This window comes from Pseudomonas sp. TE9122, assembly GCF_056278925.1.
In genome coordinates this window covers 1,570,855-1,595,367 of the sequence record NZ_JBWBQI010000001.1, presented here as the reverse complement: position 1 = coordinate 1,595,367, position 24,513 = coordinate 1,570,855, and the positions used below count along the sequence as shown (strand labels likewise).

The window sequence follows — 24,513 nt, the reverse complement described above, 5'->3', positions numbered from 1 at the left end:
GATCAGGGTAAATCTGCTGTTCATTCGTATCTTTGAGATCGCTATCGCGAGCAGGCTCGCTCCCACAGAAAAGCAAAGCAGCGCAGCTGCCCGCGGCGAAGCCGCCCCACTCAACAATGAGCGTTAGCTCGAGTGCTTTTGATCTTGATCTACCGGCGACGTCGGAAGGCTGAGCGGAGGGATTGATCCGGGCGTGGGAGCGCAGCGACCGTCTGGCGCAGCCAGACACAGCGGAAGGAGGTGCAGCGAAGCAAACCGGAAACGCTGCGCCCGGATCGATCCCGCAGCGAAGGGACCCGAGCCTGCGAGGGCCGAACGCAGGAGCAAGCGTTTTTTTGCTTACTTTTTTTAGGCGTTTGTAAAAAAAGTGAGTCGCCGTAAGGGCGAAACCTTAGGTAGTCGTTACCGCAGCGATGGATATGTACTCACTCAAAATGCCCCCACCGCCCCCAAAAAAGCCTCCGCGAGCAAGCTCGCTCCTACAAGGGATTGCGACCAATTCAGAGAGTGTGTGTGTTTGAACCAATCTAGAGCTGTCGGCCCTTGACCTTCAGGTGTCGCGCATACCAAGGGCGCTGTGGCACTTTGCGGAACAGCTCGGTCATGTTGTCTTCGTCGCCAAAAGTGATACGCAGCGCCAGCTTCATGGTCTCCGGGTCCATCTCCACTGAGCGTCCGACTTGCAGCCCGGGCACGGTGCTGCAGCCGTGGGTGTCGGGGCCGAGCCAGGGGTCGGCGACTTCCACCCAGCGTCCCGGTGCAAACCACGGAACGCCGTTGACTTCCAAACGACTCACTTCGCCCGGGTGAAAACGTTCATGGGCGCGGAACCAGTCTTCCAGGCGATCATCAATCCAGCCATGGAAACGCCAGAAAACCGGATTCACATGGGAGGAAAACGGGTCGCCGAGAAAGTCGTTTTCCGGCGCATACCAGCGCGCAGCGAAGTCTGCCTGATCGCGCGCCATCGGCACTGGAATGTCGTTGGATGGGTCACGCGCCACCGAAGCCCAGCGCATGTGCAGCCAGTCGTGCAGGCCCAGTTCGACTTCCGAACCGAACTGGCCAAGGGTCAATTTCGACAAATAACGCGGGTCACGGTACTGCGATTCCCAGACCAGGAAATTGCTCTGGAAAGTCTCCGCCGCTTTGATGTCGCTGACCCACTTGGTGTACTCGTCATCGCCCTCGGCCAGCCAGGTCGGCGGCAGGGAATTGCCGTCGTGATTGTCGAAATAGCGGGCGAATCCCTGTCGGTCCCGTTCCAGCTCAGGCTGCGGCTGCGGGAACGCCGGCCAGGAAGGCAAATCCTGCATCGAACGGGCGATGCCTAGCATGTGCCGATGCATAAAGAAAAAATCCACACCCGAGCCATTGCGATCCTTGCTTGGCCCACGGGCGTCGCGCTCCTTGTCACGCGGCCCGGGCTGCCAGCCGATGCCGCGCAGCGCTTCGCGTTTTTTCTCCGAGAGCTTGTGCCACTTGTCGCGGGTGGCGTGCCAGAGCTGGTGGAACAACCGATGCTCGGGCGCCACCAGCCAGGCCAACAGTTGCGGATTCAGACCGGTGCGTTCACGGGCCTCGGGAAAACGTCGTTTGATGGCGATGAACTGGTTGTCCAGCTCGGGCAAGGCCAACGGCCGGTCCAGGCGCAGTACCTGCCCGGTGAACGTGGCGCTGCCGGCATTGCCGAACGCCGCCCAGACCTCATCCAGTCTGACTTTTAATTCATACACCGGTGGCGCCAGCGGCTCATCGGTGCGCAGCAGGCGCCAATACATCTCGGCGCCGTTGCCCGGTGCCAGATCGCCAATCACTTGATAACGCACAGGCCCTTCGGCACGCAGATTGGTGCCGGTGTCGAGATAACCGCGCAGGCCGCGCCCACGATGGGCGATGTCGAGAAACAGCTCCAGGCCTTGCGCCGGCAAACCATCAAGCCCGGCCGCCGCACCGGTAAAGCGAATGTCCCAGACCCCACGCAAATTGTCCGCCAGCTGTTGCCCGGCGGTGTCCGCCAGATCGACCGTGGCCTCGCCCGGGGTGATCGGAAACTCCTCGCGGGTCAATTCACGATGTGCATAAAAAGCGGCAGGCAGCGCGGCGCCCGTGAGTGCCATGCCCGCCATGAACCAGCGTCGAGAGATCGTCATTGCCCTACCTGTGTCAGCCATGAAGCAGGCTTTATCCAAGCTAGAACGTTTGCTCGGCGGGGAAATTTACGCCGCCGGCAAAACATCCCTGCGCCGCTGCCGGGCATTTGTAACGCACACCTAAATTAGCCGTGCAGCCACTCGTTCTTCCCAGATAGCAAAGGCCCCTGCGCCTGTACCTCGACGGCGAACCTGAATGAGATGGCAATGACAAAACCGCGTTGGAAAAAGGCTCTATTCATCGGCCTGCCGCTGGCCCTGGCGATCAGTGCCGGCGCAGGATTTCTGGCCTGGGATTACTGGAACAACCCCGGCTATCCGGTGAAGGTGATGAAACAGGCGACGGAGTTGCAGGATCGCCTGCTGTCGTTCGACAGCCACATCACCGTGCCGCTGAGTTTCGGCAGCCACGACCACGAAGCCGACAAGGATGGCTCGGGCCAGTTCGACCTCATCAAGGCCAATCGCGGACGCCTGTCCGGCGCGGCGCTGACGGTGTTCGGCTGGCCGGAAATGTGGAACGGCCCGAACGCCCCGCACCGTCCCACCGAGGGTTTTGTCGAAGAAGCGCGCAATCAGCAGGAGGTGCGCTACAAGATCATTTCCGGGATCGTCCGCGACTTCCCCAATCAGGCCGGCATCGCCTACACGCCAGATGATTTCCGCCGCCTGCACGGCGAAGGCAAGTTTGCGATTTTCATCAGCATGCTCAACGCCTACCCGCTGGGCAATGACCTGAGCAAGCTCGACCTGTGGGCCGGGCGCGGCATGCGCATGTTCGGTTTCAGTTACATCGGCAACAACAGCTGGGCCGACTCGTCGCGGCCGCTGCCGTTTTTCAATGATTCGCCCGACGCCCTCGATGGTCTGTCGGACATCGGCAAACAAGCGGTGCAGCGCTTGAACGATCTGGGGGTGATCATCGATGTGTCGCAAATGTCGACCAAGGCCCTTGAGCAAGTCGCCGAACTGAGCCGCACACCGCTGGTGGCCTCGCACTCGGCGCCCCGGGCGGCGGTGGATATCCCGCGCAACCTCAGCGACAAAGAACTGCAACTGATCAAGAACAGTGGCGGCGTGGTACAAGTCGTCGCCTTCTCGCAATACCTGAAACCGCTGACCCAGGGCACGCAGGACAAACTCAATGCGCTACGTGCGCGCTTCGATCTGCCGCCACTGCCCAACCTGGCCATGGCGCTGATGCCGGGCGATCCGATCATCACCGCCTGGTCGGAACAGAAGCTCGGCCAATACGCCAGCGGCCTCTACGCGATCCTTGAAGAGGAACCGAAAGCCACCCTCAAGGACTTCGGCGACGCCATCGATTACACAGTGCGCAAGATCGGTATCGACCACGTCGGCATTGCCTCGGACTTCAACGACGGCGGCGGCATCAAGGGCTGGGAAAACGTCGGCGAGATTCGCAACGTCACCGCCGAACTGCTGCAGCGCGGCTACTCCGAAGCGGATATCGCCAAGCTCTGGGGCGGCAACTTCATGCGCGTTTGGGATCAGGTGCAAAAAGCCGCGAAACCGGCGCTGGCGTCACGCCAGGAGGTGGCCCGGCCATGACCGATCGTCGCACTTTTCTCAAGCAGGCCAGCCTGCTCGCCGCCGCCCTGCCCCTGGGCGCCAGCCTGAGTGCTCCGGCGGCCATCGCTGCCGTGCCGACTGCGTCGCGAGACAAATGGGCGCAATTGCGTCAAATGTTCGATCAGGATCCCCAAGCGATTCACTTCGCCAATTTCCTCGTCACCTCGCATCCGAAACCGGTGCGCGAAGCGATCGAGCGCCATCGCGCGGCGCTGGATCTGAATCCGGGTCTGGCGATGGATTGGGATCTGGGCGTCACCGAGAAGCGCGAAGAAAACGTGCGCCACTGGGCCGGCCAGTACCTGCAAGCCAAACCGGCGCAGATCGCCCTGACCGGCAGCACCACCGAAGGCCTGGCGATGATCTACGGCAGCGTACAGGTGCGCGCGGACCAGGAAATTCTCACCACGGTTCACGAGCATTATTCGACGCGCAACATTCTCGATTTCCGCAGCCGTCGTGACGGCACGCGCGTGCGCAAACTCAAGCTGTTCGAAACCCCGCAGAGCATTTCTCTGGATCAGGTGCTCGACACGATCAATCGCAACATCCGCCCCGAAACCCGTGTGCTGGGCATGACCTGGGTGCATTCGGGCAGCGGCGTGAAGCTGCCGATCAGCGACATCTCGCGGCTGGTCGACGAGCACAACCGCCAGCGCGACGACAAGGATCGGCTGATTTACGTGGTCGATGGTGTGCACGGTTTCGGTGTCGACGACTTGAGTTTCCCGCAGATGAACTGCGACTTTTTCATCGCCGGCACGCACAAGTGGATGTTCGGCCCGCGCGGCACCGGCATCGTTTGCAGCCGCGCCGAAGAACTGAAATACGTCAGCCCCAGCGTGCCGACCTTCTCCGAGGCCACGGCCTTCTCGACCATCATGACCCCGGGCGGCTACCACGCCTTCGAGCATCGCTGGGCGCTGGACGAAGCCTTCAAGTTGCACCTGCAACTGGGCAAGGCCGAGGTGCAGACGCGCATTCATCAGCTCAACAGTTACCTCAAGCAACGCCTGCAAGAGCACCGCAACATCGAACTGGTCACCCCGCTCGACTCGCAGTTCTCCGCCGGCTTCACTTTCTTCCGGATCAAGGGCCAGGACAGCGATGAAGTGGCGGCCTGGCTGATGCAGAACCGGGTGATCTGCGACGCGGTCAGCCGCGACGTCGGGCCGGTGATTCGCACCGCCCCGGGCTTGCTCAACAGCGAAGCCGAAGTGGATCGCTTCATGGACATCCTCGGCAAAAAGCTGCGTGCCTGACCCTCGACTGCCGTTTTCCTTTCAAAGAGACGACCCATGAAAAAGCCTCACGCGTCACTCCTCTCCAAAGCCCTGCCCGCACTGGCGCTAAGCGCCCTCTGCGCTGCGCTGTTGCCCGGCAGCGCGCTGGCGGCGACCGCGCCTGCTGCGGGCAAAGTATTCAAGGACTGCAAGGACTGCCCGGAAATGGTCGTATTGCCGACCGGCAGCTACACCATGGGCACACCGGACGATGAAGTCGGCCGGCAGCCCGACGAAGGCCCGCTGCACACGGTGACGTTCAGCAAACCATTCGCTATCAGCCGCTCGCAGGTGCTGGTGGGCGAATGGGACGCCTATGTCCGCGAGACCGGCAACAAACCTTACGACTTCGATGATCGCCCGGGCCGTCGTTGCACCGCCGGCAAGCCGGAATTCAAACAGACGCCACGCGACCCGGCCGTGTGCATGAACGTCGCCGAAGCCCAGGGCTACATCGACTGGCTGTCAAAAAAGACCGGCCACGCCTATCGCCTGCAAAGCGAATCGATCCGCGAATACGCCGCCCGGGGCGGCAGCGCCGGGCCTTTCCCGTTCCCGTTCGATGAGGGCAAGGATTACCAGATTTCCAGGCACGCCAACACTTACGGCGCAGCCGACGGCTACAACTTCACCTCGCCGGCCGGCACCTTCCCGGCCAATGCGTTTGGCGTGTTCGACGCCCACGGCAACGTCTACGAATGGACCGCCGACTGCTACCACCCGGACTACTCCGGCGTGCCCGCCGACGGTCGCCCATGGACTCAGGAAAACTGCGAACGCCAGGTCATGCGCGGCAACGACTGGGGCGAGGCGCCGATCTTCTCGCGCTCGGGCAACCGCAACAGCAGCTGGCCGACCAGCAAGGGCGACTGGCTGGGCTTTCGCGTAGTACGCGACCTCTGATCCCGCCCTCGACGAGCGCAGCCACGCCTGCGCTCGGTTAAAGAAACTCCGCGACCATTCGTTTTCCTTAAGTACCGGCACTCCCTCCGCATCGAAGCAGGAATCCTCCATGACCAAGCCTACGCGTGGGGCGATCAACGAATTGTTCGCCCTGCTCAAGCCCTTCCGCCTGATCGTCTCGGCGTCCATCGTGCTCGGCATGCTCGGCGGCCTGAGCGTCACCGTGCTGCTGGCGACCATCAACAACGCCCTGCATTCCGATGACGGCCTGACCCGCACCGTGGTGATGATCTTCGCCGGCCTCTGTGCCCTGGCCCTGCTGACCACGATCCTGTCGGACATCGGCACCAACTACGTCGGCCAGCACATCATCGCCAAACTGCGCAAAGAGCTGGGGGAGAAAGTCCTGTCGGCGCCGATCGACCAGATCGAACGCTATCGCAGCCATCGCCTGATTCCGGTGCTGACCCACGACGTCGACACCATCAGCGACTTCGCCTTCGCCTTCGCGCCGCTGGCGATTTCCATGACCGTGACCCTTGGTTGTCTCGGCTATCTGGCCATGCTGTCGTGGCCGATGTTCCTGATGATGCTGGTGGCCATCGCCATCGGCACCACCATCCAGGCCATCGCCCGGGCCAAAGGCATGCGCGGTTTCTACGCCGCGCGCGATTCCGAAGACGAACTGCAGAAGCACTACAACGCAATTGCCGAAGGCGCCAAGGAACTGCGCATTCACCGCCCGCGCCGCCAGCGCATGTTCGTCGCCGGCATTCAGAAAACCGCCGAGAAAATCTGCGATACCCAGATCAGATCGATCAACACCTTCGTCATCGCCAAGTCGTTTGGCTCGATGCTGTTCTTCGTGGTCATCGGCATGGCCCTGGCCCTGCAATCGCTGTGGCCGAGTGCCGACAAAGCGGTGATGAGCGGTTTCGTTCTGGTGCTGCTGTACATGAAGGGGCCGCTGGAACACCTGATCAGCACCCTGCCAATCATCAGCCGCGCGCAGATTGCCTTCCGCCGCATTGCCGAACTCAGCGAACAGTTCTCCTCACCGGAACCGCACCTGTTGCTGCAGGATCAGGGCGGCAAGCCGGCCGCCGTCAACAGCCTAGAACTGCGCAACGTGCGCTACGCCTTCCCTCCCGTGGACGGCAGCGAGCCGTTCCGCCTCGGCCCGGTGAACCTGCGCATCGAACAGGGCGACATTGTGTTTATCGTCGGTGAGAACGGCTGCGGCAAGACCACGCTGATCAAATTGCTCCTGGGCCTGTACGCGCCGACCGAGGGCGAAATTCGCGTTAACGACAAGCCGATCACCGCCGTCAACCGCGATGATTACCGGCAGAACTTCACGACGATCTTCGCCGACTACTACCTGTTCGATGACTTGATCCAGGGCGATCGTGAAGTGCCGCAGGATGCCACCCGCTACCTGGAACGTCTGGAGATCGCGCACAAGGTCAGCGTGCGCGACGGCGCCTTCAGCACTACCGACCTGTCCACCGGCCAGCGCAAACGCCTGGCACTGGTCAATGCCTGGCTCGAAGAGCGCCCGGTGCTGGTGTTCGATGAATGGGCGGCGGATCAGGACCCGACCTTCCGGCGGATCTTCTATACCGAGCTGCTGCCCGACCTCAAGCGTCTGGGCAAGACCATCATTGTGATTTCCCACGACGACCGTTACTTCGACGTCGCCGATCAACTGGTGCGCATGGAGGCCGGCAAGGTCAGAAGCGAACTGCAAACCGCTTGATCGAGGCAGCCGCGACCGGGCCGGAGAAAAAACTTTTCCGGTTTGCCGCGGCTTCCTCGTCTTAATGAGATGAATAAGAACCATTAACAACTATACCTGCCAAGGTCTTAACCTCATGTCCGCATCCCGTTTCATGCTTCGCCCTCTGACTCGAGCCCTGCTGATGCACGGCGCGACCCGCACACGCCTGGCCGGTAGCGGCCTGGGTCTGGCACTGACCCTTGCAGCAGCGCCGTATGTCCAGGCCCAGGAATGGACCCTGAACATCCCGGCCCAACCGCTGGCCCAGGCCCTGCAAACCCTCGGTCAGCAGACCAGCCTGCAAATCATCTACAGCCCGGAAAGCCTGCAAGGCCTGCGCTCCAGCGCCCTCAAAGGCCGCTACCAGGACGACGAATCGCTGAAGGCGATGCTCAGCGGCACCGGCATCCGCTATCAGCGTGACGGCAACACCGTCACCGTGCTCGGCGCGGCCACCAGCGGCAGCGCGATGGAACTGGCGCCGACCAACGTCAACGCCAACCGCCTCGGCGCCACCACCGAAGGCAGCAACTCGTACACCACCGGCGGCGTGACCATCGGCAAGGGCGTGCACTCGCTGAAGGAAACGCCGCAGTCGGTCACGGTGATGACCCGCAAGATGCTCGACGACCAGAACCTCAACACCATCGAACAGGTGATGGAGAAGACCCCGGGCATCACCGTCTACGACTCGCCAATGGGCGGCAAATATTTCTACTCGCGCGGTTTCCGCATGACCGGCCAGTACCAGTACGACGGCGTGCCGCTGGACATCGGCAGCAGCTACGTGCAGGCGGACAGCTTCAACAGCGACATGGCCATCTATGACCGCGTGGAAATCCTCCGCGGCGCGGCCGGCATGATGAAGGGCGCGGGCGGCACCGCCGGCGGCGTCAACTTCGTGCGCAAGCGCGGCCAGGACACCCCGCACACGCAACTGTCGCTATCGGCCGGCACCTGGGACAACTACCGCGGCCAGGTCGACACCGGCGGCCCGCTGAACGACGCCGGCACTGTCCGTGGCCGCGCCGTGGTGACCCAGCAGACCCGTAAGTATTTCTACGACGTGGCTGAACGCCGCGACCAGATCTACTACGGCGCCCTGGACTTCGACCTCAGCCCCGACACCACCCTCGGTCTGGGCATGGCCTATGAAGACGTCGACGCCACCCCGTGCTGGGGCGGCCTGCCGCGCTACGCCGACGGCTCCGACCTGCACCTGAAACGCTCCACCTGCCTGAACACCTCGTGGAACAACCAGCGCAGCAAACGCGCCACCTACTTCGCCGACGTCAAACACCAGTTCAACGACGACTGGTCGCTGAAAGTCGCCGGCGTGTACTCGCGCAACACTCAGGACATGGAATATTCCTTCCCGAGCGGCACAGTGCCCTTGGGCGCCACCGCCACCAACACGCTGATGCTTGGCAGTACCTATGATTACGATCAGCGCGACTACGGCTTCGATGCCTACGTCGATGGCAAATTCGACGCCTTCGGCCAGCAGCACGAACTGATCGTCGGCGCCAACGCCAGCCGTTCGCACAAGGACGACTTCTACGCGGTGGCGGCATTGCCACAGCGCCAGAACGTGTTCAACCCGAACCACAACATCCCGCAGCCGGATGAAAGCTACTACCTGGCCAACGCCTCCCGTGGCGGCCCGCGGTGGACATGCACATCAAGCAATACGGCGCTTACTCGATCGCCCGCCTGAAACTCGCCGACCCGATGACGCTGGTACTCGGCAGTCGGGTCAGCTGGTACAAATCCGACACTGACTCGGTGCAGTACTTCCGTGGCGAAGGCACCGAGGTCAACACCCAGTCCACCGAAACCGGCCAGGTCACGCCGTTCGCCGGCCTGCTCTACGACCTCAACGACAACCTGACCGCCTACGCCAGCTACACCGACATCTTCACCCCGCAAGGCTCGTACAAAACCATCGACGGCAGCACGCTCAAGCCGCTGATTGGCCAGAGCTACGAGCTGGGGATCAAGGGTGAGTGGTACGACGGTCGTCTGAACACCACGTTCAACCTGTTCCGCACCATCCAGAAAGATGCGGCCCAGGATGACCTGCGGTGCGAAGACAGTTCGTGCCAGATCAACTCCGGCAAGGTCCGCGCCCAGGGCTTTGAAGCTGAAGTCAGCGGTGAAGTGATCGACCGCCTGCAATTGCTGGCCGGTTATACCTACACCCAGACCAAAGTGCTGGAAGACGCCGATGCTACTCAGGATGGCGCGGTCTACAACTCCTACGTGCCGCGTCACCTGTTGCGCGTCTGGGGTGATTACGCCCTGAGCGGGCCGCTGGACCGTGTGACGATTGGTGCGGGGGTCAATGCGCAGACGGGCACCTACCGGGTTTCGCCTCTGGGCGGCGACAATGTCGATGGCGCGGGTTATGCGGTCTGGAACGGTCGCATTGGTTATCGGATCGATGACACCTGGTCGGTGGCGTTGAACGGCAATAACCTGTTCGACAAGCGTTATTACGCGACTATTGGTACCGAGGGGTTCGGTAACTTCTACGGGGATCCGCGCAATTTTGTGATGTCGGTGAAGGCTGATTTCTGATTGCTCTTAGTTGTGTGGAAGCCCCGCTTTGGCGGGGCTTTTTGGTTTTTGGGATTGGGGGGCATATCCGTTGCTGCGGTGAAGGCTACTTAGGGTTCCGCCCTTACGGCGGGTCACTTTTTCCAAACGCCGGAATGCCGGCCCAGCGAAAAGTAACCAAAAAGGCTTTGCCCCGGCGTACGGCCCGCTCGCTGGGGCTCGGGGTACCTTCGTTACGGGACCGATCCGGGCGCAGCGGCTCCGGTTGGCTTCGCTGCACCTACACTCGCTGTGTACGACTGCGTCGTACGGTCGCTGCGCTCCCACCCCCGGATCGATCCCGTAACGAAGCCTGCCGAAGGGGCAAAAGATCAAGAGCCAGAGCAAAAGCCCCTCACCCTAGCCCTCTCCCGGAGGGAGAGGGGACTGACCGAGGTGTTCAGGCGAAATACGCCGACTTGCGATATCGAGTCGAATGCAGATTCTGGAAAGCCCGCAAATCGGCTCCCTCTCCCTCGGGAGAGGGCTGGGGTGAGGGGCGAATCCAACACAGATCCAAAGCAGACCACACGCTTTTCACCACTCAACAATGAGCGTTAGCTCGAGTGCTTTTGATCTTGATCCACCGGCGACGTCGGAAGGCTGAGTGGAGGGATTGATCCGGGCGTGGGAGCGCAGCGACCGTACGACGCAGTCGTACACAGCGAGTGTAGGTGCAGCGAAGCAAACCGGAGCCGCTGCGCCCGGATCGATCCCGGAGCGAAAGAACCCGAGCCTGCGAGGGCCGAACGCAGGAGCTAGCGTTTTTTGCTTACTTTTTTAGGCGCTTGTAAAAAAGTAAGTCGCCGTAAGGGCGAAACCGCCAGCAGCAACACCAAAAAAAACGGATATTCACCCCATCCAAAAAACCCGCGCAAGCGCCCCACCAACCCGCGAATAAACCTCCAGAACCCCAGGCACCACCGTCCCCAACCGCAACAAATCATGAGTCAACCCGGCACAAACCTCGACCTCGACCTCAACCCCCTGCCCACGCAGCCTGTCGACATAAGCCTGCCCCTCATCCAGCAACGGATCAAACCCGGCCAATACGACAATGGCCGGCGCCACCCCACGCAGATCCTCCGCCAGCAACGGCGAAAAACGCCAATCCAGATAATCCTCCGGCCCACGCGCATAGTGCTGATAAAACCACTCCAGCGTGTCGTTCTCGAGCAAATACCCCTCACCAAACAACAGCCGCGAATCATGCACCCGCGAAGCATCGGTCACCGGATAACACAACAACTGCACCTTGGGCGCGATAGCCACCGTGTGCGGCCAGCGCACTGCCTGAATCGCCAGCACCGTCGCCAACGTGGCGCCGGCGCTGTCGCCACCAAACGCAACGCGCGAACCATCCAGGCCGAGGCTCACAGCCTGTTCGGCCAGCCAGGCCAAAGCGTCCTCGCCATCCTCCAGCGCCGTCGGAAAGCGATGCTCCGGCGCCAGTCGATAACCGACCGAGAGCACCGCACACGGCGTGCGCTGGCAAAACTCGCGGCAGACGCCGTCGTGGGAATCCAGACTGCCGACCACAAATCCGCCACCGTGGAAATACACCAGCACCGGCAGCGGCGATTCAATACCGTTGGGCCGATACAAACGCAACGCCAGCGCCGCACCGTCACGGGCCTGTGTTTCGATCTCGGTGACTTCAACATCCTGCGGCGCCGGCCAGCGCAGTTGCGCGGTGGTCTGCTCGAAGGTGGCGCGGGCCTCGCTCGGGGTCAGTTGGTGCATGGCCGGCAGGCCGGCGTCCTGGCTGTCTTGAGCGAGGTCAAGGAAAGCTTCCAGATCAGGGTGTAACGACATTGTTAAAAATCCTTGTATCCGCAATAAGACGGGCGCGCCTGGGCAGCGCCCGCGCAAAAGACCGGGCGATCAACCCACCCGCGCCATGCAATGCTCGATCAACGCTTCAAGCTCGCGCTGGTAATCGCTCATCAGCGCATCCATGGTGCCGGCGCGGTAACGCTGGCTGCTGTAGATGCAGCGCAAGGCCAGTTGCCCGTCATAGACCTGGCCGACAATTTCCAGCCAGTTGCCCAGATTCGCCTTGAGACTGTAGTTGTCGCCGGTCTCTTCCAGTGCCGGCACCAGCAACGCCTGTTCATCGAAGCTCTGGTCGAACTGCCCGAGGTAGTTGAACGTCACCCGTGCCTGCGGCAATGCAGCCAGTTGCGCCGAGATTTCCGGCCCGGCCAGATGACGCAGCACGCCATAGCCGATGCCCTTCTGCGGTACGCCCGCCAGTTGCGCCTGCACATCGATGATCGACTGGCCGATGTCATCGCTGTCCGGGCGCAAACGCACCGGGAACATGCTGGTGAACCAGCCGAGGCTGCGGCTCAGGTCGATCGATTCGAAGAGGTCTTCGCGCCCGTGCCCTTCGAGCAGAATCAACGCCGACGGTTGCTGGCTCCAGCGGCACAGGGCGCGGCTGAGCGCTGACAACAGCAAGTCGTTGATCTGCGTGCCGTACACCGCCGGGGCCTGTTTGAGCAGTTGTTCGGTGTGCTCGCGGGACAGCTTGAGCCGTGCCTGCGCCTGTTGCCGCACGAGGTTCTTGCCGCGCGGGTTGTCGCACGGCAGATCAACGCCGGGCTGATCCAGTTGCTCCAGCCAATAGCTCAATTCCTGCTCGGCAATCACTGGGGCCTGCGCCTGCAATGCCTCGGCAAACGAACGATAGCTGCTGGTGCGAATCGGCAGTTGCGGCGCCAGCCCCTGCACGCACGCCTCATAAGCGACTTTCAGATCGTCGAGCAGAATCCGCCACGACACGGTGTCGACCACCAGGTGATGAATCACCACCAACAACCGCGCCTGGCCATCCGGCAAGGCCACATGCATGACCCGCCAGACCGGCCCGTCATCGAGTTTGAGGCTGCGCTGCGCGAGGTTGGCCAAGGCTTCGACCTCTTCGCTGTTTTGCGCTTCACGGCGCCACAGCACAGCCTCGTCGGACGCGCTGGTGCTATAGCGCTGCAACCAGCGCCCGCCGTCATTGGAAAAACGCAGACGCAACGAATCGTGATGCTGTTCGATCAAGCCCAGCGCCTGTTCCAGGGCATCGAGATCCAGCGGCTGACGTGCGCTGAGCAGCAACGACTGGTTGTAGTGATGCGCCTCGGCCATGCCTTCGGCGAAGAACCATTGCTGGATCGGCAGCAAATTGAACGCACCCTCTGCAGCAACCTGAGTCAGGTCCGGCAACGCTTGCCCGGCGCCCTCCTTCGCCACTTGCTGCTCGACGATGCCGGCGATGGTTTGATAGCGCATCAGATCACGCAGCTTCAGCTCCATCTGCAGGGTCGGGTGGTTTCTCACCCGCGAGATCACTTGCAGGCTGAGGATCGAATCGCCGCCCAGTTCAAAGAAGTTATCGCTGATACCGACCTGCTCGACCTGCAACACCTGCGCCCAGATTTCCGCCAGCAGGCGTTCCTGCTCGGTGCGCGGGGCAACATATTCGTCGCTTTTGAACTCCGGCTCCGGCAAGGCCTTGCGATCGAGCTTGCCGTTGGGCGTGACCGGGAACGCGCTGAGGCAGACGATCTGCGCCGGCACCATGTATTCCGGCAGCGAAGCGCGCAGCCCGGCCTTGAGTGCATCGCCGATGTCTTCACCGCTGGCGGTGACCACGTAGCCGATCAGTTGCTTGCCGGAGGCATTGTCGCGGGCAATCACCAGCGCATCGCTGACCGCCGGCAACTGACGCAGGCTGGCCTCGACTTCGCCTAGCTCGATGCGGAAGCCACGGACCTTGACCTGATGGTCGATGCGCCCGACGTAATCGACCACCCCGTCCGGGCGACGACGCACCAGATCGCCGCTGCGGTACAGGCGCTCGCCAGGGGCAAACGGGTTGGGCACGAAGCGCTCGCCGGTCAGATCGGGGCGGCCGTAGTAACCGCGAGCGACGCCGTAACCGCCGATGTACAACTCACCGGCGAAACCCGGCGGCAGCGGATTCAGATCGTCGTCGAGCACGTACAGCGAACGCGCACCGACCGCGCGGCCGATCGGCGCGTATGCCGCTTCGCACTGCTGGCTGATGGCGACTTTCCAGAGCATCGGCGTGACCACGGTTTCGGTCGGGCCGTAGCCGTTGGTGAAGTATTGCGGACGCAACGCCGCTTTCACCTGTTCGAAAGTCTGCTCCGGCACCGCATCGCCACCGAAGCAGTAGATGCGCACTGGCGGCGGCGCAATGCCGCTGGCGGCTGCGTACTCGGCCAGTTGCTTGAGATAGGCCGGCGGGAAACAAGCGATGGTCACGCCGTAATCGTGCAGGGCCTGATAGGTCTGCTCCGGCGTCCACAAACAACCGTCGCGGATCACCAGACGACCGCCGCTGTACAGCGTACTCAGCCAGCGTTCGTGAGCGCCGTCGAAAGCGAAGGACATGAAGTGCAACTCGCAACTGCTCGCGTCCATTTCGTACAGCTCAGCGATGGCCTGGCAGTGCATGCTCAGCGGTCCCTGGGTGACGGCCACGCCTTTCGGCCGTCCGGTGGAGCCGGAGGTGTAAACCAGATACGCCAGGCTCTGCTCGTGAACATCGCAGACCGGTGCGGCATCGCTGTAAAGACTGCGATCGAGTTGATCGATTTCCAGACGCAACACGCCATGCGGCGCCGGTAACGTCGCCCGCAGGCTGGTTTGCGTCAGCAGCAGGGCCATGCGCGAATCTTCGATCATGTACGCCAGACGCTCCGGCGGGTAATCGATGTCCAGCGGTACGTACGCCGCACCGCTCTTGAGCACGGCGAGGAAGCTCACCAGCATTTCCAGCGAGCGCGGCAACGCCACGCCGATCACCACTTCCGGCCCGGCGCCGTGCGCGATCAGGCACTGCGCGAGTCGATTGGCCTGCCGCTCCAGCTCTGCGTAGGTCAGGCTCTCGCCGGCGCATTGCACTGCGATCGCGTGGGGTTGCTGTTGCGCATGACGACTGATCAGCTCCGGCAGCAACTGCGGCGCGTGGCGGTGGGAAGGCTCGGCGCTCCAGGTCTGCGCCGCTTGCCATTGCTCGGCGGACAGACGCTGCAAGTTACCCAGCCGCTCATACGGCGCGGCCATCATCGCCGCGAGGGTGTTTTCCAGGGTCAGGCGAATGCCTTGCACCGCCTCGGCGCTGAAGTGGCTGCGCAGGTACAGGTACTCGATCGACAATTCATCGCCGAGCATCACCGCAAGGTCCATCGGCACGTTGGTCACGCCGTGGCCGATGGATTTGCCGAAGGTCAGCTCTGTGTCGGTTTCTTCCTGCAAGCGCTCGTCGATCGGGAAGTTCTCGAACACCACGATGCTGTCGAACAGCGCCTGACCACCGAGGTTCGACCAGCGCTGCACATCGGCCAGCGGTGCCTGGGAGTAATCGCGAATGTCGAGGTTGTAGGCCTGCACTTCGCCCAGCCAGTCGGCCAGGCGCTGATCGGCCTGCGGCGTCTGAATGATCGGCAAGGTGTTGATGAACAGGCCGAGCATGTTGCCGACGTTCGGCAGACTTTCCGGGCGCCCCGACACGGTGGCGCCGAAGGTCACCGTCTGCTGGCCGGTGTAGCGTTGCAACAGCAGCAGCCACGCGCCCTGAATCAGCGTGTTGGGGGTGATGCGCAAATCGCGACAGAACTCCAGCAGGCGCGCGGTTTGCGCCTTGTCCCAATTTGAATAGAGCGCATCGTGACCGGTAACGTCGGCACTGTGGCGCGGGTGCATCGCCTGACTCAGCGCGGTCGGTTCGTTGACCACCGCCAGACGCGCCTTCCAGAACAGCTCTTGGGCATCCTGATCCTGCGCCTGCAACCAGGCAATAAAGTCGCGATAGCGGCCGTTTTCGCCAGTCACCTGGCCCGTGGAATAGAACTGCAAGACCTCGCCGAACAACCGCGAACTGCTCCAGCCATCCATCAGAATGTGGTGGCTGGTCCAGATCATCTGGTACTGCTCGTCGCCCAGCTGCAGCAGGGTCACCCGCTGCAAACGCGCCTCGGACAAGTCGAAGCCCAGCGCGCGGTCGGCACTGGCAAATTCGGCAATCGCCGCCTCGCTGCAGTCCTGCCCACGCCAATCGAGCACCTGCATCTGCAACGGCGCTTGGCGATGCACTACCTGCAGCGGCTTGGCCAGCCCATCCTGCCAATGGAAACTGGTGCGCAGGATTGCCTGACGGACAATGATGAATTCCCAGGCCTGGCGGAAACGCTCCACGTCGAGGCCCTTGATCGGCAGGCTGACCTGTTGCACGTAGAGGCTGCTGCCGTTATCCGACAGGGTGTGGAAGAGCATGCCTTCCTGCATCGGCGACAGCGGATAGACGTCTTCGATCAGTTCCGCCGGCACCGGCAAGGCATCGAGCTGCGCCTGATCCAGTTGCGCCAACGGGTAGTCGCTGACGCTGGCGGATTGCGCGTCTTCAAGCGAAACCACTGCGGCCAGTTTCTGCACCGTCTGCTGCTGGAACAGGTCTTTGGGCGTGAAGCAAATGCCCTGCTGCCGCGCGCGGCTGACCAGTTGAATCGAGATGATCGAATCGCCGCCGAGGGCGAAGAAGTTGTCGGTCACGCCGACCTGCTCGATCTTCAGAATGTCCTGCCAGACCTCGGCCAGTTGCTGCTCCAGCGCCGTCGATGGCGCGACGTAATCGCGTTGTGCCTGGCTGGCATCCGGTGCCGGCAAGGCCTTGCGATCAAGTTTGCCGTTGGGTGTCAGCGGCAACTGTTCGAGGAACAGCCACTGCGCCGGCACCATGTAGTCCGGCAGATGCGCCTTGAGCGCGGCTTGCAACTCAGCACTCAGCGCGTCCAGTTGCGCGGGGCTTTGATCAGCCTCGGCCGGTACCACATAAGCCACCAGTTGCTGGCCGCCCACGCCGTCCACCGCCAGCACCACGCCTTCGCGCACACTGGCCTGGGCCAGCAGACGCGCTTCGATTTCCCCCAGTTCGATACGGAAGCCGCGCACCTTGACCTGATGGTCGATGCGGCCGACGTATTCGATACGGCCGTCGTCCATGAAACGCGTCAGGTCGCCGGTGCGGTACATGCGCTCGCCGTTGCTCGCCAACGGGTTGGGCACGAAGCGCTCGGCGGTCAGGCCCGGGCGCAACAGATAGCCACGGGTGATGCCCTCACCGGCCAGATACAGCTCCGCTGCGATGCCGAGCGGAGCTGCCTGCAATTGCCCGTCGAGCAGGTACGCGGTGGTGTTGCGCAGTGGCCGGCCGATATTGGCCTGGCCGCCGAGTTCGCGGCGGGTCCAGGTCGAATACGTGGTGTCTTCGGACGGCCCGTACAGATCGTAAACGTGGGCAACCGAAGTCTCGCGGTACAAGGTGTCGACCAGCGCCTGCTTGAGCGGCTCGCCGGCCAGATTGATGATGCGCACACCCGGCGGGATCTGGCCGATGCGTTGTAGCGCGGCAATCGCCGATGGCACGGTGTTGATCAGGCGCACCTGATCACGCTCGGGCAAGTCCGCCAGCTCCAGGGCATTGCGCGCCATGGCCATGGACCCGCCGCGCGCCAGGGTGACGAAAATCTCCCACACCGACAGGTCGAAGCACACCGACGTCGAGGCCAGTACGCCTTGCAGATCGTCCTCGCTGTAGACCTCGGCGGACCAGTGAATCAGCGCCTGTACGTTGCGATGGGCGATGGCCACGCCTTTCGGTTTGCCGGTGGAACCGGAGGTGTAGATCACGTAGGCCAGATTGGCCGAGTCGGCGCGCGCCGGCAGGTTGTCCGGCGCTTGCGCGGCGAACGCCTCACCGCCGGCCTCGACCAGCACCACGTGGGCTTCGCTGGACGGCAGTTGCGCCAGCAACGCTTGCTGGGTCAGCAAGACTTTCGCCTGGCTGTCATCGAGCATGTAGGCCACGCGGTCGGCCGGGTAGTCCGGGTCCAACGGCACGTAGGTGCCGCCGGCCTTGAGCACCGCCATCAGGGCGATCACCAGTTCCGCCGAACGCGGCAGCGCCACGCCGACGCGCACTTCGGCGGTGACACCCAGCGTCACCAAATGCCGGGCCAGCTGATTCGCCCGCAGGTTCAGTTCGCCATAGCTCAGGGCCACGCCGGCATGACTCAACGCCAGTGCCTGCGGATGTGCTGCGACCCTTGCTTCAAAGCTCTGCGAGATCAGCCGCTCGGCCGGATAAGCCGCGTGATTGTCGTTCCACTGCGCCAGCGTCTGACGCTCGGCCAGCGGCAGCAGACCGATCTCGCCGAGTGCCCGCTGCGGCGCTGCGATAAATTGCTCGAGCACTTCACGCAAATGCGCCGCCAGAGCAAACACGCTGCGTTCGGCAAAGTGCTCGGTGAGGTAATTGAAATCGAGGTTGAGCACTTCGCTGGCACCAGCGATCAGGGTCAGGCCGTAGTTGGTCTGCTCGCGATGCTCCAGACCGGAAAAGCGCAGCCCGCCCGGATTGGCCTCCAGCGCTTCGGACACCGGGTAGTTCTCGAACACCAGCAAAGTGTCGAATAACGCTTCGCCACTCAACGCCGCCAGACGCTGAATGTCCTGCAACGGCGTCTGTTCGTAGTCGCGCAACAGCAGGTTCTTGTCCTGCACGCTGCGCACCCAGTCGCCGACGCTGAGGGTGGCCTGCGGGCTGGCGATCACCGGCAAGGTGTTGATGAATAGCCCCAGCTGTTCTTCGATGCCCGGCAAATCCACCGGACGCCCGGATACCGTGGCGCCAAACGCCACGGTGGCCTGGCCGGTATAGCGCTGCAACACCAGCAGCCACGCTGCCTGCACCAGACTGTTGAGGGTCACCTGTTGCTGACGGGAGAAGCTGTTCAGACGCTGGGTCAACGCTTCATCGAAATGCAGACGATGCATCTGTTTGCCCGGCCCCGGCACGGTGCGTCCGTGGCAGGCCGAGGCCAGTCGGGTCGGCTCGTCGAGTTCGGCCAGTTGCCCGCGCCAGAAGTTCTGCGCGGCAGCCTTGTCCTGGCCTTGCAGCCAGACCAGAAAATCCCGATAGCGGCCCTGTGCGCTCGGCACCGGCTGGCCGGCGTAATCCTGCAGCACTTCGCCGAACATCCGCGAGTTGCTCCAGCCATCCATGAGAATGTGGTGACAGGTGAAAATCAGCCGATGGCGATCGTCAGCAGTGCGCAGCAGGCACAGGCGCAACAACGGTGGATTCTGCAGATCGAAGCCACGCTCGCGGTCGGCCTGCGCCCGTGCTTCAAGCACTGCAGGCAGATCGGCGGCATCGCGCACATCGATTTCCGGCATTTCCAGGGTCAGTTGGCGATGGATCACCTGCAACGGCGCATCGAGGCCATCGCGGCCCCAGATGAAACCGGCGCGCAGCACTTCATGGCGATCGACCACGCGCTGCCAGGCTTGCTGGAACCGCGCGACGTCGAGGCCGTCGATGTCCAGCAGCATCTGATAGACGTAGGCGCTGGCGTCCGCGTCGTACAGGCTGTGGAACAGAATGCCCTGCTGCATCGGCGCCAGCGGATAAATGTCCTCGATGCGCTGGGCGGCAATCGGCAGGCTGTCCAGATGCGCCTGGGACAAACCGGCCAGCGGCACGTCGGACGGAGTCAGCCCCCCGGAATGACTAAGGCAGTGGTCGATCAATTCGCTCAGCGCCACTTCGTAGGCGCGGGCCAAACCGACAATGGTCGCCTCTTCGAAAACGTCGCTGCTGTAGGTCCAGGTCAGGCTCAACTGGCCCTGATAAACCCGACCATCGATGGTCAGCCAGTTGGCCATCGGCGCATTTGCGTCCTGACCGGCGCCCTTGTCTTCGGTGGCCGGCCGCCACAAGGCGTCTTCGTCGAAGTTGCTATCGAACTGGCCGAGGTAGTTGAACGTCACCTGCGGTTGCGCCAGTTCACGCAGCGCCGCTTGTGCTTCGGCGGTACCGAGATAACGCAGCAAGCCGAAGCCGATGCCCTTGTTCGGGATCGCGCGCAGTTGCTCCTTGATGCCTTTGATCGAGCTTTCCAGACTGGCGTTTGGCGTCAGGCGCACCGGGAACATGCTGGTGAACCAGCCCACGGTGCGGCTCAAGTCGATGTCATCGAACAGGTCTTCGCGGCCATGGCCTTCGAGCTGCACCAACGTGCTGTCGCTAGCGGTCCACTCGCAGAGCACCCGCGCCAGTGCGGTCAGCAGCAGGTCGTTGACCTGAGTGCGGTAGGCCGCCGGGGCCTGTTGCAGCAGCTGGCGAGTGCGTTCGGCGTCCAGCCGCGTGTCGACGCTGCGTTCGAAGCGGTTGTTCAACTGGCCCTGCGGATTATCCAGCGGCAAACCGAGCGGAACGTCGCGCAACTGTTCGCGCCAGTAGCTCAGTTCGCTGCCCAGCGCCGCGCTGCGCGCATGTTCTTGCAGGCGCAAACCCCAGTCCTTGAACGCGCTGGTCTTGGCCGGCAGATGCACGCTCTGTCCGCTGCTGATCTGCTGATAGGCGCTTTGCAGGTCTTCGAGCAGGATTCGCCACGACACGCCATCGACCACCAGGTGATGAATCACCAGCAGCAGACGCTGACTGGCGTCCGGCATATCGACCAGCGCCGCGCGGATCAGCGGGCCGTTGTGCAGGTCGAGGCTGCGTTGCAGGTCCAGGCACAGCGCTGGCAGTGCCGCGCTGTCGTCCAGCGTAAAGCTGCGCAACAAGTCTTGTGGCTGATCCGCCGCGCCGTGGCTTTGCTGCCAGCCCTGCTCGGTATGGCGATAACGCAGACGCAAGGCGTCATGCTGTTTTTGCACCTGCGCCAGGGCCTGTTGCAGCGCAGTGGCTTGCAGGGTTTTCGCCGGGGTCAGCAGGATCGACTGGTTCCAGTGATGCCGCGCCGGGATGTCACTGTGGAAGAAATACTGCTGGATCGGCGTCAGCGGCGCGTCGCCAAGCACTTCGCCCTGCTCCGTCTGCACCGCGTCGCTCTGCTGCGCCACGGTGGCCAAGCGCTGCACGGTCTGATGCTGAAAAATGTCCTTGGGCGTAAAGCGAATGCCGGCCTGCCGCGCGCGGCTGACCACTTGAATCGAAATGATCGAATCGCCGCCCAGCTCGAAGAAATTATCGTGAAGCCCGACCCGTTCGACCTTGAGCACGTCCTGCCAAATCTCCGCCAGACGCTGTTCCAGTTCGCTGCGCGGCGCGGCGTAGGCCTCTTGCACGTGCGCAACGTCCGGCTGCGGCAGTTGTTTGCGATCGAGCTTGCCGTTGGCGGTCAGCGGCAGTCGGTCGAGGAACGCCCAACTGACCGGGACCATATAATCCGGCAGGGTTTCGCGCAGGTGCAGCTTGATCGAATCACGCAGCGCGCCCTGCTCGTCCGCGTTCAATGTCTCAACCGGCACGACCCAAGTCGCCAGTTGCTGGCCGCTGAGGCCGTCCACCGCCAGCACCACCGCTTCGCGCACCTGTGGATGCTTGAGCAGTTGCGCTTCGATTTCACCGAGCTCGATGCGGAAACCACGGATCTTCACTTGGTGGTCGATACGACCGATGTACTCGATCACCCCGTCGCCGCGCAGGCGTGCAAGGTCGCCGGTACGGTACAGACGCTGGCCGGCCTTGCGGTTGAACGGGTCGGGCACGAAGCGGGTAGCGCTCATGCCAGCCTGATTCAGATAACCACGAGCGAGACCGGCGCCAGCGATGTACAACTCACCGATGCAGCCTTGCGGCACCAGGTTGAGCGAACTGTCGAGCAAGTACCACGACAGGTCGACAATCGGCGCGCCGATCGGGCTGCTGTGATTGCTGTGCAGATCCGCCAGCGACAATGGCCGGTAGGTCACGTGCACGGTGGTTTCGGTGATGCCGTACATGTTGATCAGCGTCGGCGCGCGGTCGCCAAAACGTTCGAACCACGGGCGCAGATTCTGTACTTCCAGCGCCTCGCCGCCGAACACCACGTAACGCAGGGTATTGCTGCGCGCAGATTCACAGGCAACCTGCATCAACGGCTTGAATGCCGACGGCGTCTGGTTCAACACCGTGACGTTTTCATCGCACAGCAGCGTGTAGAAATCCTCTGGCGAACGGCTGACATCGTGGGGCACGACCACCAGTTTGCCGCCGTACAACAGCGCGCCGAAAATCTCCCACACCGAAAAGTCGAACGCGTAGGAATGGAACAGCGTCCAGCTGTCCTGCGCGCCGAAATCGAACCAGTGCGCGGTGGCGCTGAACAGGCGCATCACGTTGCCGTGCGGCAGCAACGCGCCCTTGGGTTTGCCGGTGGAACCGGAGGTGTAGATGACGTAGGCCAGATTGTCCGGCGTGGTCAGGCATGGCGGGTTGCTTGCGATGCCGTGCTCCGGCGCCTGATTCAGATCGAGGCAGATCAGCCCCGGCGGCAGCGGCAATTGCCCGAGCAAATGGCCCTGGGTCAACAGCAATCGAATACCGCTGTCGTCGATCATGTAGCTCAAGCGGTCATCCGGGTAGCTCGGGTCCAGCGGCACATAGGCGCCGCCCGCTTTCAGCACCGCGAGAATGGCGACGATCATGTCCAGCGAACGCTCCACCGCCACGCCGACGCGCACGTCCGGGCCGACGCCCTGCTCGAGCAGCGTATGCGCCCACAGGTTGGCGCGGCGATTGAGTTCAGCGTAGGTCAGGCGTTGTCCTGCGAAGGTCACGGCCACCGCATCGGCATGCCGCTCGGCCTGGGCCTCGATGGCTTGCTGGATGCACTGGGTCAGCGGTTGTTCGATCAGCGACGGATTCCATTGCGCCAACAGCTGTTGCTGCTGGCCGGCGTCGAGCATCGGCAATTGGCCGATGCGCCGGGTCGGCTCGGCGACGATCGCCTGCAACAGCGCGGTCCAGTGTTGCGCCAGGCGCTCGATGGTCGCTGCGTCGAACAGGTCAGTGGCGTACTTGAGCACCGCTTCGATGCCGTGAAGCTGTTCGGTGGTGTTGAGGGTCAGGTCGAATTGCGCGGTCTGGCTCTGCCATTCCAGCGGTTCGATGTTCAGGCCGTTCAGGCGTGTGGCGACGCTTGCGCGGCGCTCGGCCTGGTGGTTGAACATCACTTGGAACAGCGGACTGTGGCTGAGACTGCGGCCCGGTTCCAGCGCTTCGACCAGTTGCTCGAAGGGCAAATCCTGATGCGCCTGCGCCTCCTGCGCCGTCTGTTTGACCTGACGCAGCAGCTCGATAAACGGCAGCTCTGCGTCGATGTCCGCCTTGAGCACCTGGGTGTTGACGAAGAAGCCGATCAGCCGCTCGATTTCCACCCGGCCACGGTTGGCCACCGGCACGCCGACACGGATGTCGCTTTGCCCGCTGTAGCGATGCAGCAAGGCCTGAAACGAAGCCAGCAGCAACACGAACAGGGTGACGTTTTCCTGCCGGGCAAAGGCCTTGAGGGCATGGCTCAGCGCCGGGTCGAGAATCAGGTTGTGGCTGGCGCCGGCGAAGCTCTGCTCCACCGCGCGCGGGCGATCCAGCGGCAGTTCCAGCACCGGTTGTTCGCCGCCTAGCTTGGCCTGCCAGTAGGCCAGTTGGCGCTCCTGCTCACCGGCCTCCATCCACTGGCGCTGCCACAAGGCGTAATCGGCGTATTGAATCGGCAGCGCCGGCAGGCCAGCGTCGTGACCGAGGTTGAAACCGGCATAGAGCTGCACCAGTTCCTCGATCATCACTTGCAGCGACCAGCCATCGGAAACGATGTGATGCAGGGTCAGCACCAGCACATGCTCAGCGGGGTTGACCTGTAGCAGCGCGGCACGCAGCAACGGGCCGTGCTGCAGGTCGAAAGTCTTCTGGCTCTGGGTCTGGACGAAAGCCTCGATCGAGTGCTCCGGGTCATTCGCCAGTTCAGCGCTCAGGTTGTGAATATCGAGGGTAAAAGGTCCTGCGGGCAGGACCACTTGCAAGGGTTGCGCGCTGTCTTGAGAGAACACCGTGCGCAAGGTTTCGTGGCGTTCGATCAGCGCCGCAATGCTGCGTTCCAGTGCCGGCACATCCAGCGGCCCCTGCAAGCGCAGGGCCGTCGGAATGTTGTAGGCCGCGCTGTGCGGTGCCCACTGCCAGAGGAACCACTGGCGCTGCTGAGCGTAGGACAGCAGCAACGGCTCTTCAGCCGTGCGCTTGAAAACCGGGGCAATGTCAAAGAGGTTGACGCCTTTCTGCTTGAGCAGAACCGCCAGAGCCTTTCTTTGCTTAGCCGAAAGTTGTCCTACCGACTCGATTAACTCTTGCACGCGT

Annotated in this window: 7 protein-coding genes and 1 pseudogene; 5 read left to right on the top strand and 3 right to left on the bottom strand. The window is 62.7% G+C overall.

The genetic code is table 11. From position 1 onward, the window contains the following. Positions 1-527 precede the first annotated feature (527 nt). Entirely contained in the window at positions 528-2,153 is a 1,626-nt protein-coding gene (pvdP, locus tag ACZ9BE_RS07035) for a pyoverdine maturation tyrosinase PvdP (RefSeq protein WP_476249107.1), read from the bottom strand. A 207-nt stretch (positions 2,154-2,360) separates the two neighbouring features. On the opposite strand from pvdP, the gene pvdM reads away from it, so the two are divergent. The 5 genes and pseudogenes from pvdM to ACZ9BE_RS07010 all read left to right on the top strand — a co-directional run bounded on the left by pvdM (position 2,361) and on the right by ACZ9BE_RS07010 (position 10,292). Continuing rightward, entirely contained in the window at positions 2,361-3,725 is a 1,365-nt protein-coding gene (gene pvdM, locus ACZ9BE_RS07030) for a pyoverdine-tailoring dipeptidase-like protein PvdM (RefSeq protein ID WP_095179475.1), read from the top strand. Next, on the top strand, positions 3,722-5,008 hold the full coding sequence (gene pvdN, locus ACZ9BE_RS07025) for a pyoverdine-tailoring periplasmic protein PvdN (RefSeq protein WP_476249106.1): 1,287 nt from the start codon (positions 3,722-3,724) through the stop codon (positions 5,006-5,008). The genes pvdM and pvdN overlap by 4 nt, the downstream gene beginning before the upstream one ends. Positions 5,009-5,044: 36 nt before the next feature. Beyond that, positions 5,045-5,932: a dihydropyoverdine dehydrogenase gene (gene pvdO / locus ACZ9BE_RS07020; protein WP_122747133.1), complete on the top strand. Its 888-nt coding sequence runs from the start codon at positions 5,045-5,047 to the stop codon at positions 5,930-5,932. 109 nt (positions 5,933-6,041) lie between these two features. Continuing rightward, positions 6,042-7,691: a cyclic peptide export ABC transporter gene (locus tag ACZ9BE_RS07015; RefSeq protein ID WP_476249105.1), complete on the top strand. Its 1,650-nt coding sequence runs from the start codon at positions 6,042-6,044 to the stop codon at positions 7,689-7,691. Between the two features lie 115 nt (positions 7,692-7,806). Beyond that, positions 7,807-10,292: pseudogene (locus ACZ9BE_RS07010) on the top strand (TonB-dependent siderophore receptor). An 870-nt stretch (positions 10,293-11,162) separates the two neighbouring features. On the opposite strand, the gene ACZ9BE_RS07005 reads toward ACZ9BE_RS07010, so the two are convergent. Together ACZ9BE_RS07005 and ACZ9BE_RS07000 are read right to left on the bottom strand one after the other, a co-directional pair. After that, positions 11,163-12,125 carry an alpha/beta hydrolase gene (locus ACZ9BE_RS07005; protein ID WP_476249104.1) on the bottom strand — a complete coding sequence of 321 codons (963 nt, stop codon included), beginning with the start codon at positions 12,123-12,125 and terminating at the stop codon, positions 11,163-11,165. Positions 12,126-12,194: 69 nt separating this feature from the next. Beyond that, on the bottom strand, positions 12,195-24,509 hold the full coding sequence (locus tag ACZ9BE_RS07000) for a non-ribosomal peptide synthase/polyketide synthase (RefSeq protein WP_476249103.1): 12,315 nt from the start codon (positions 24,507-24,509) through the stop codon (positions 12,195-12,197). Positions 24,510-24,513 lie beyond the last annotated feature (4 nt).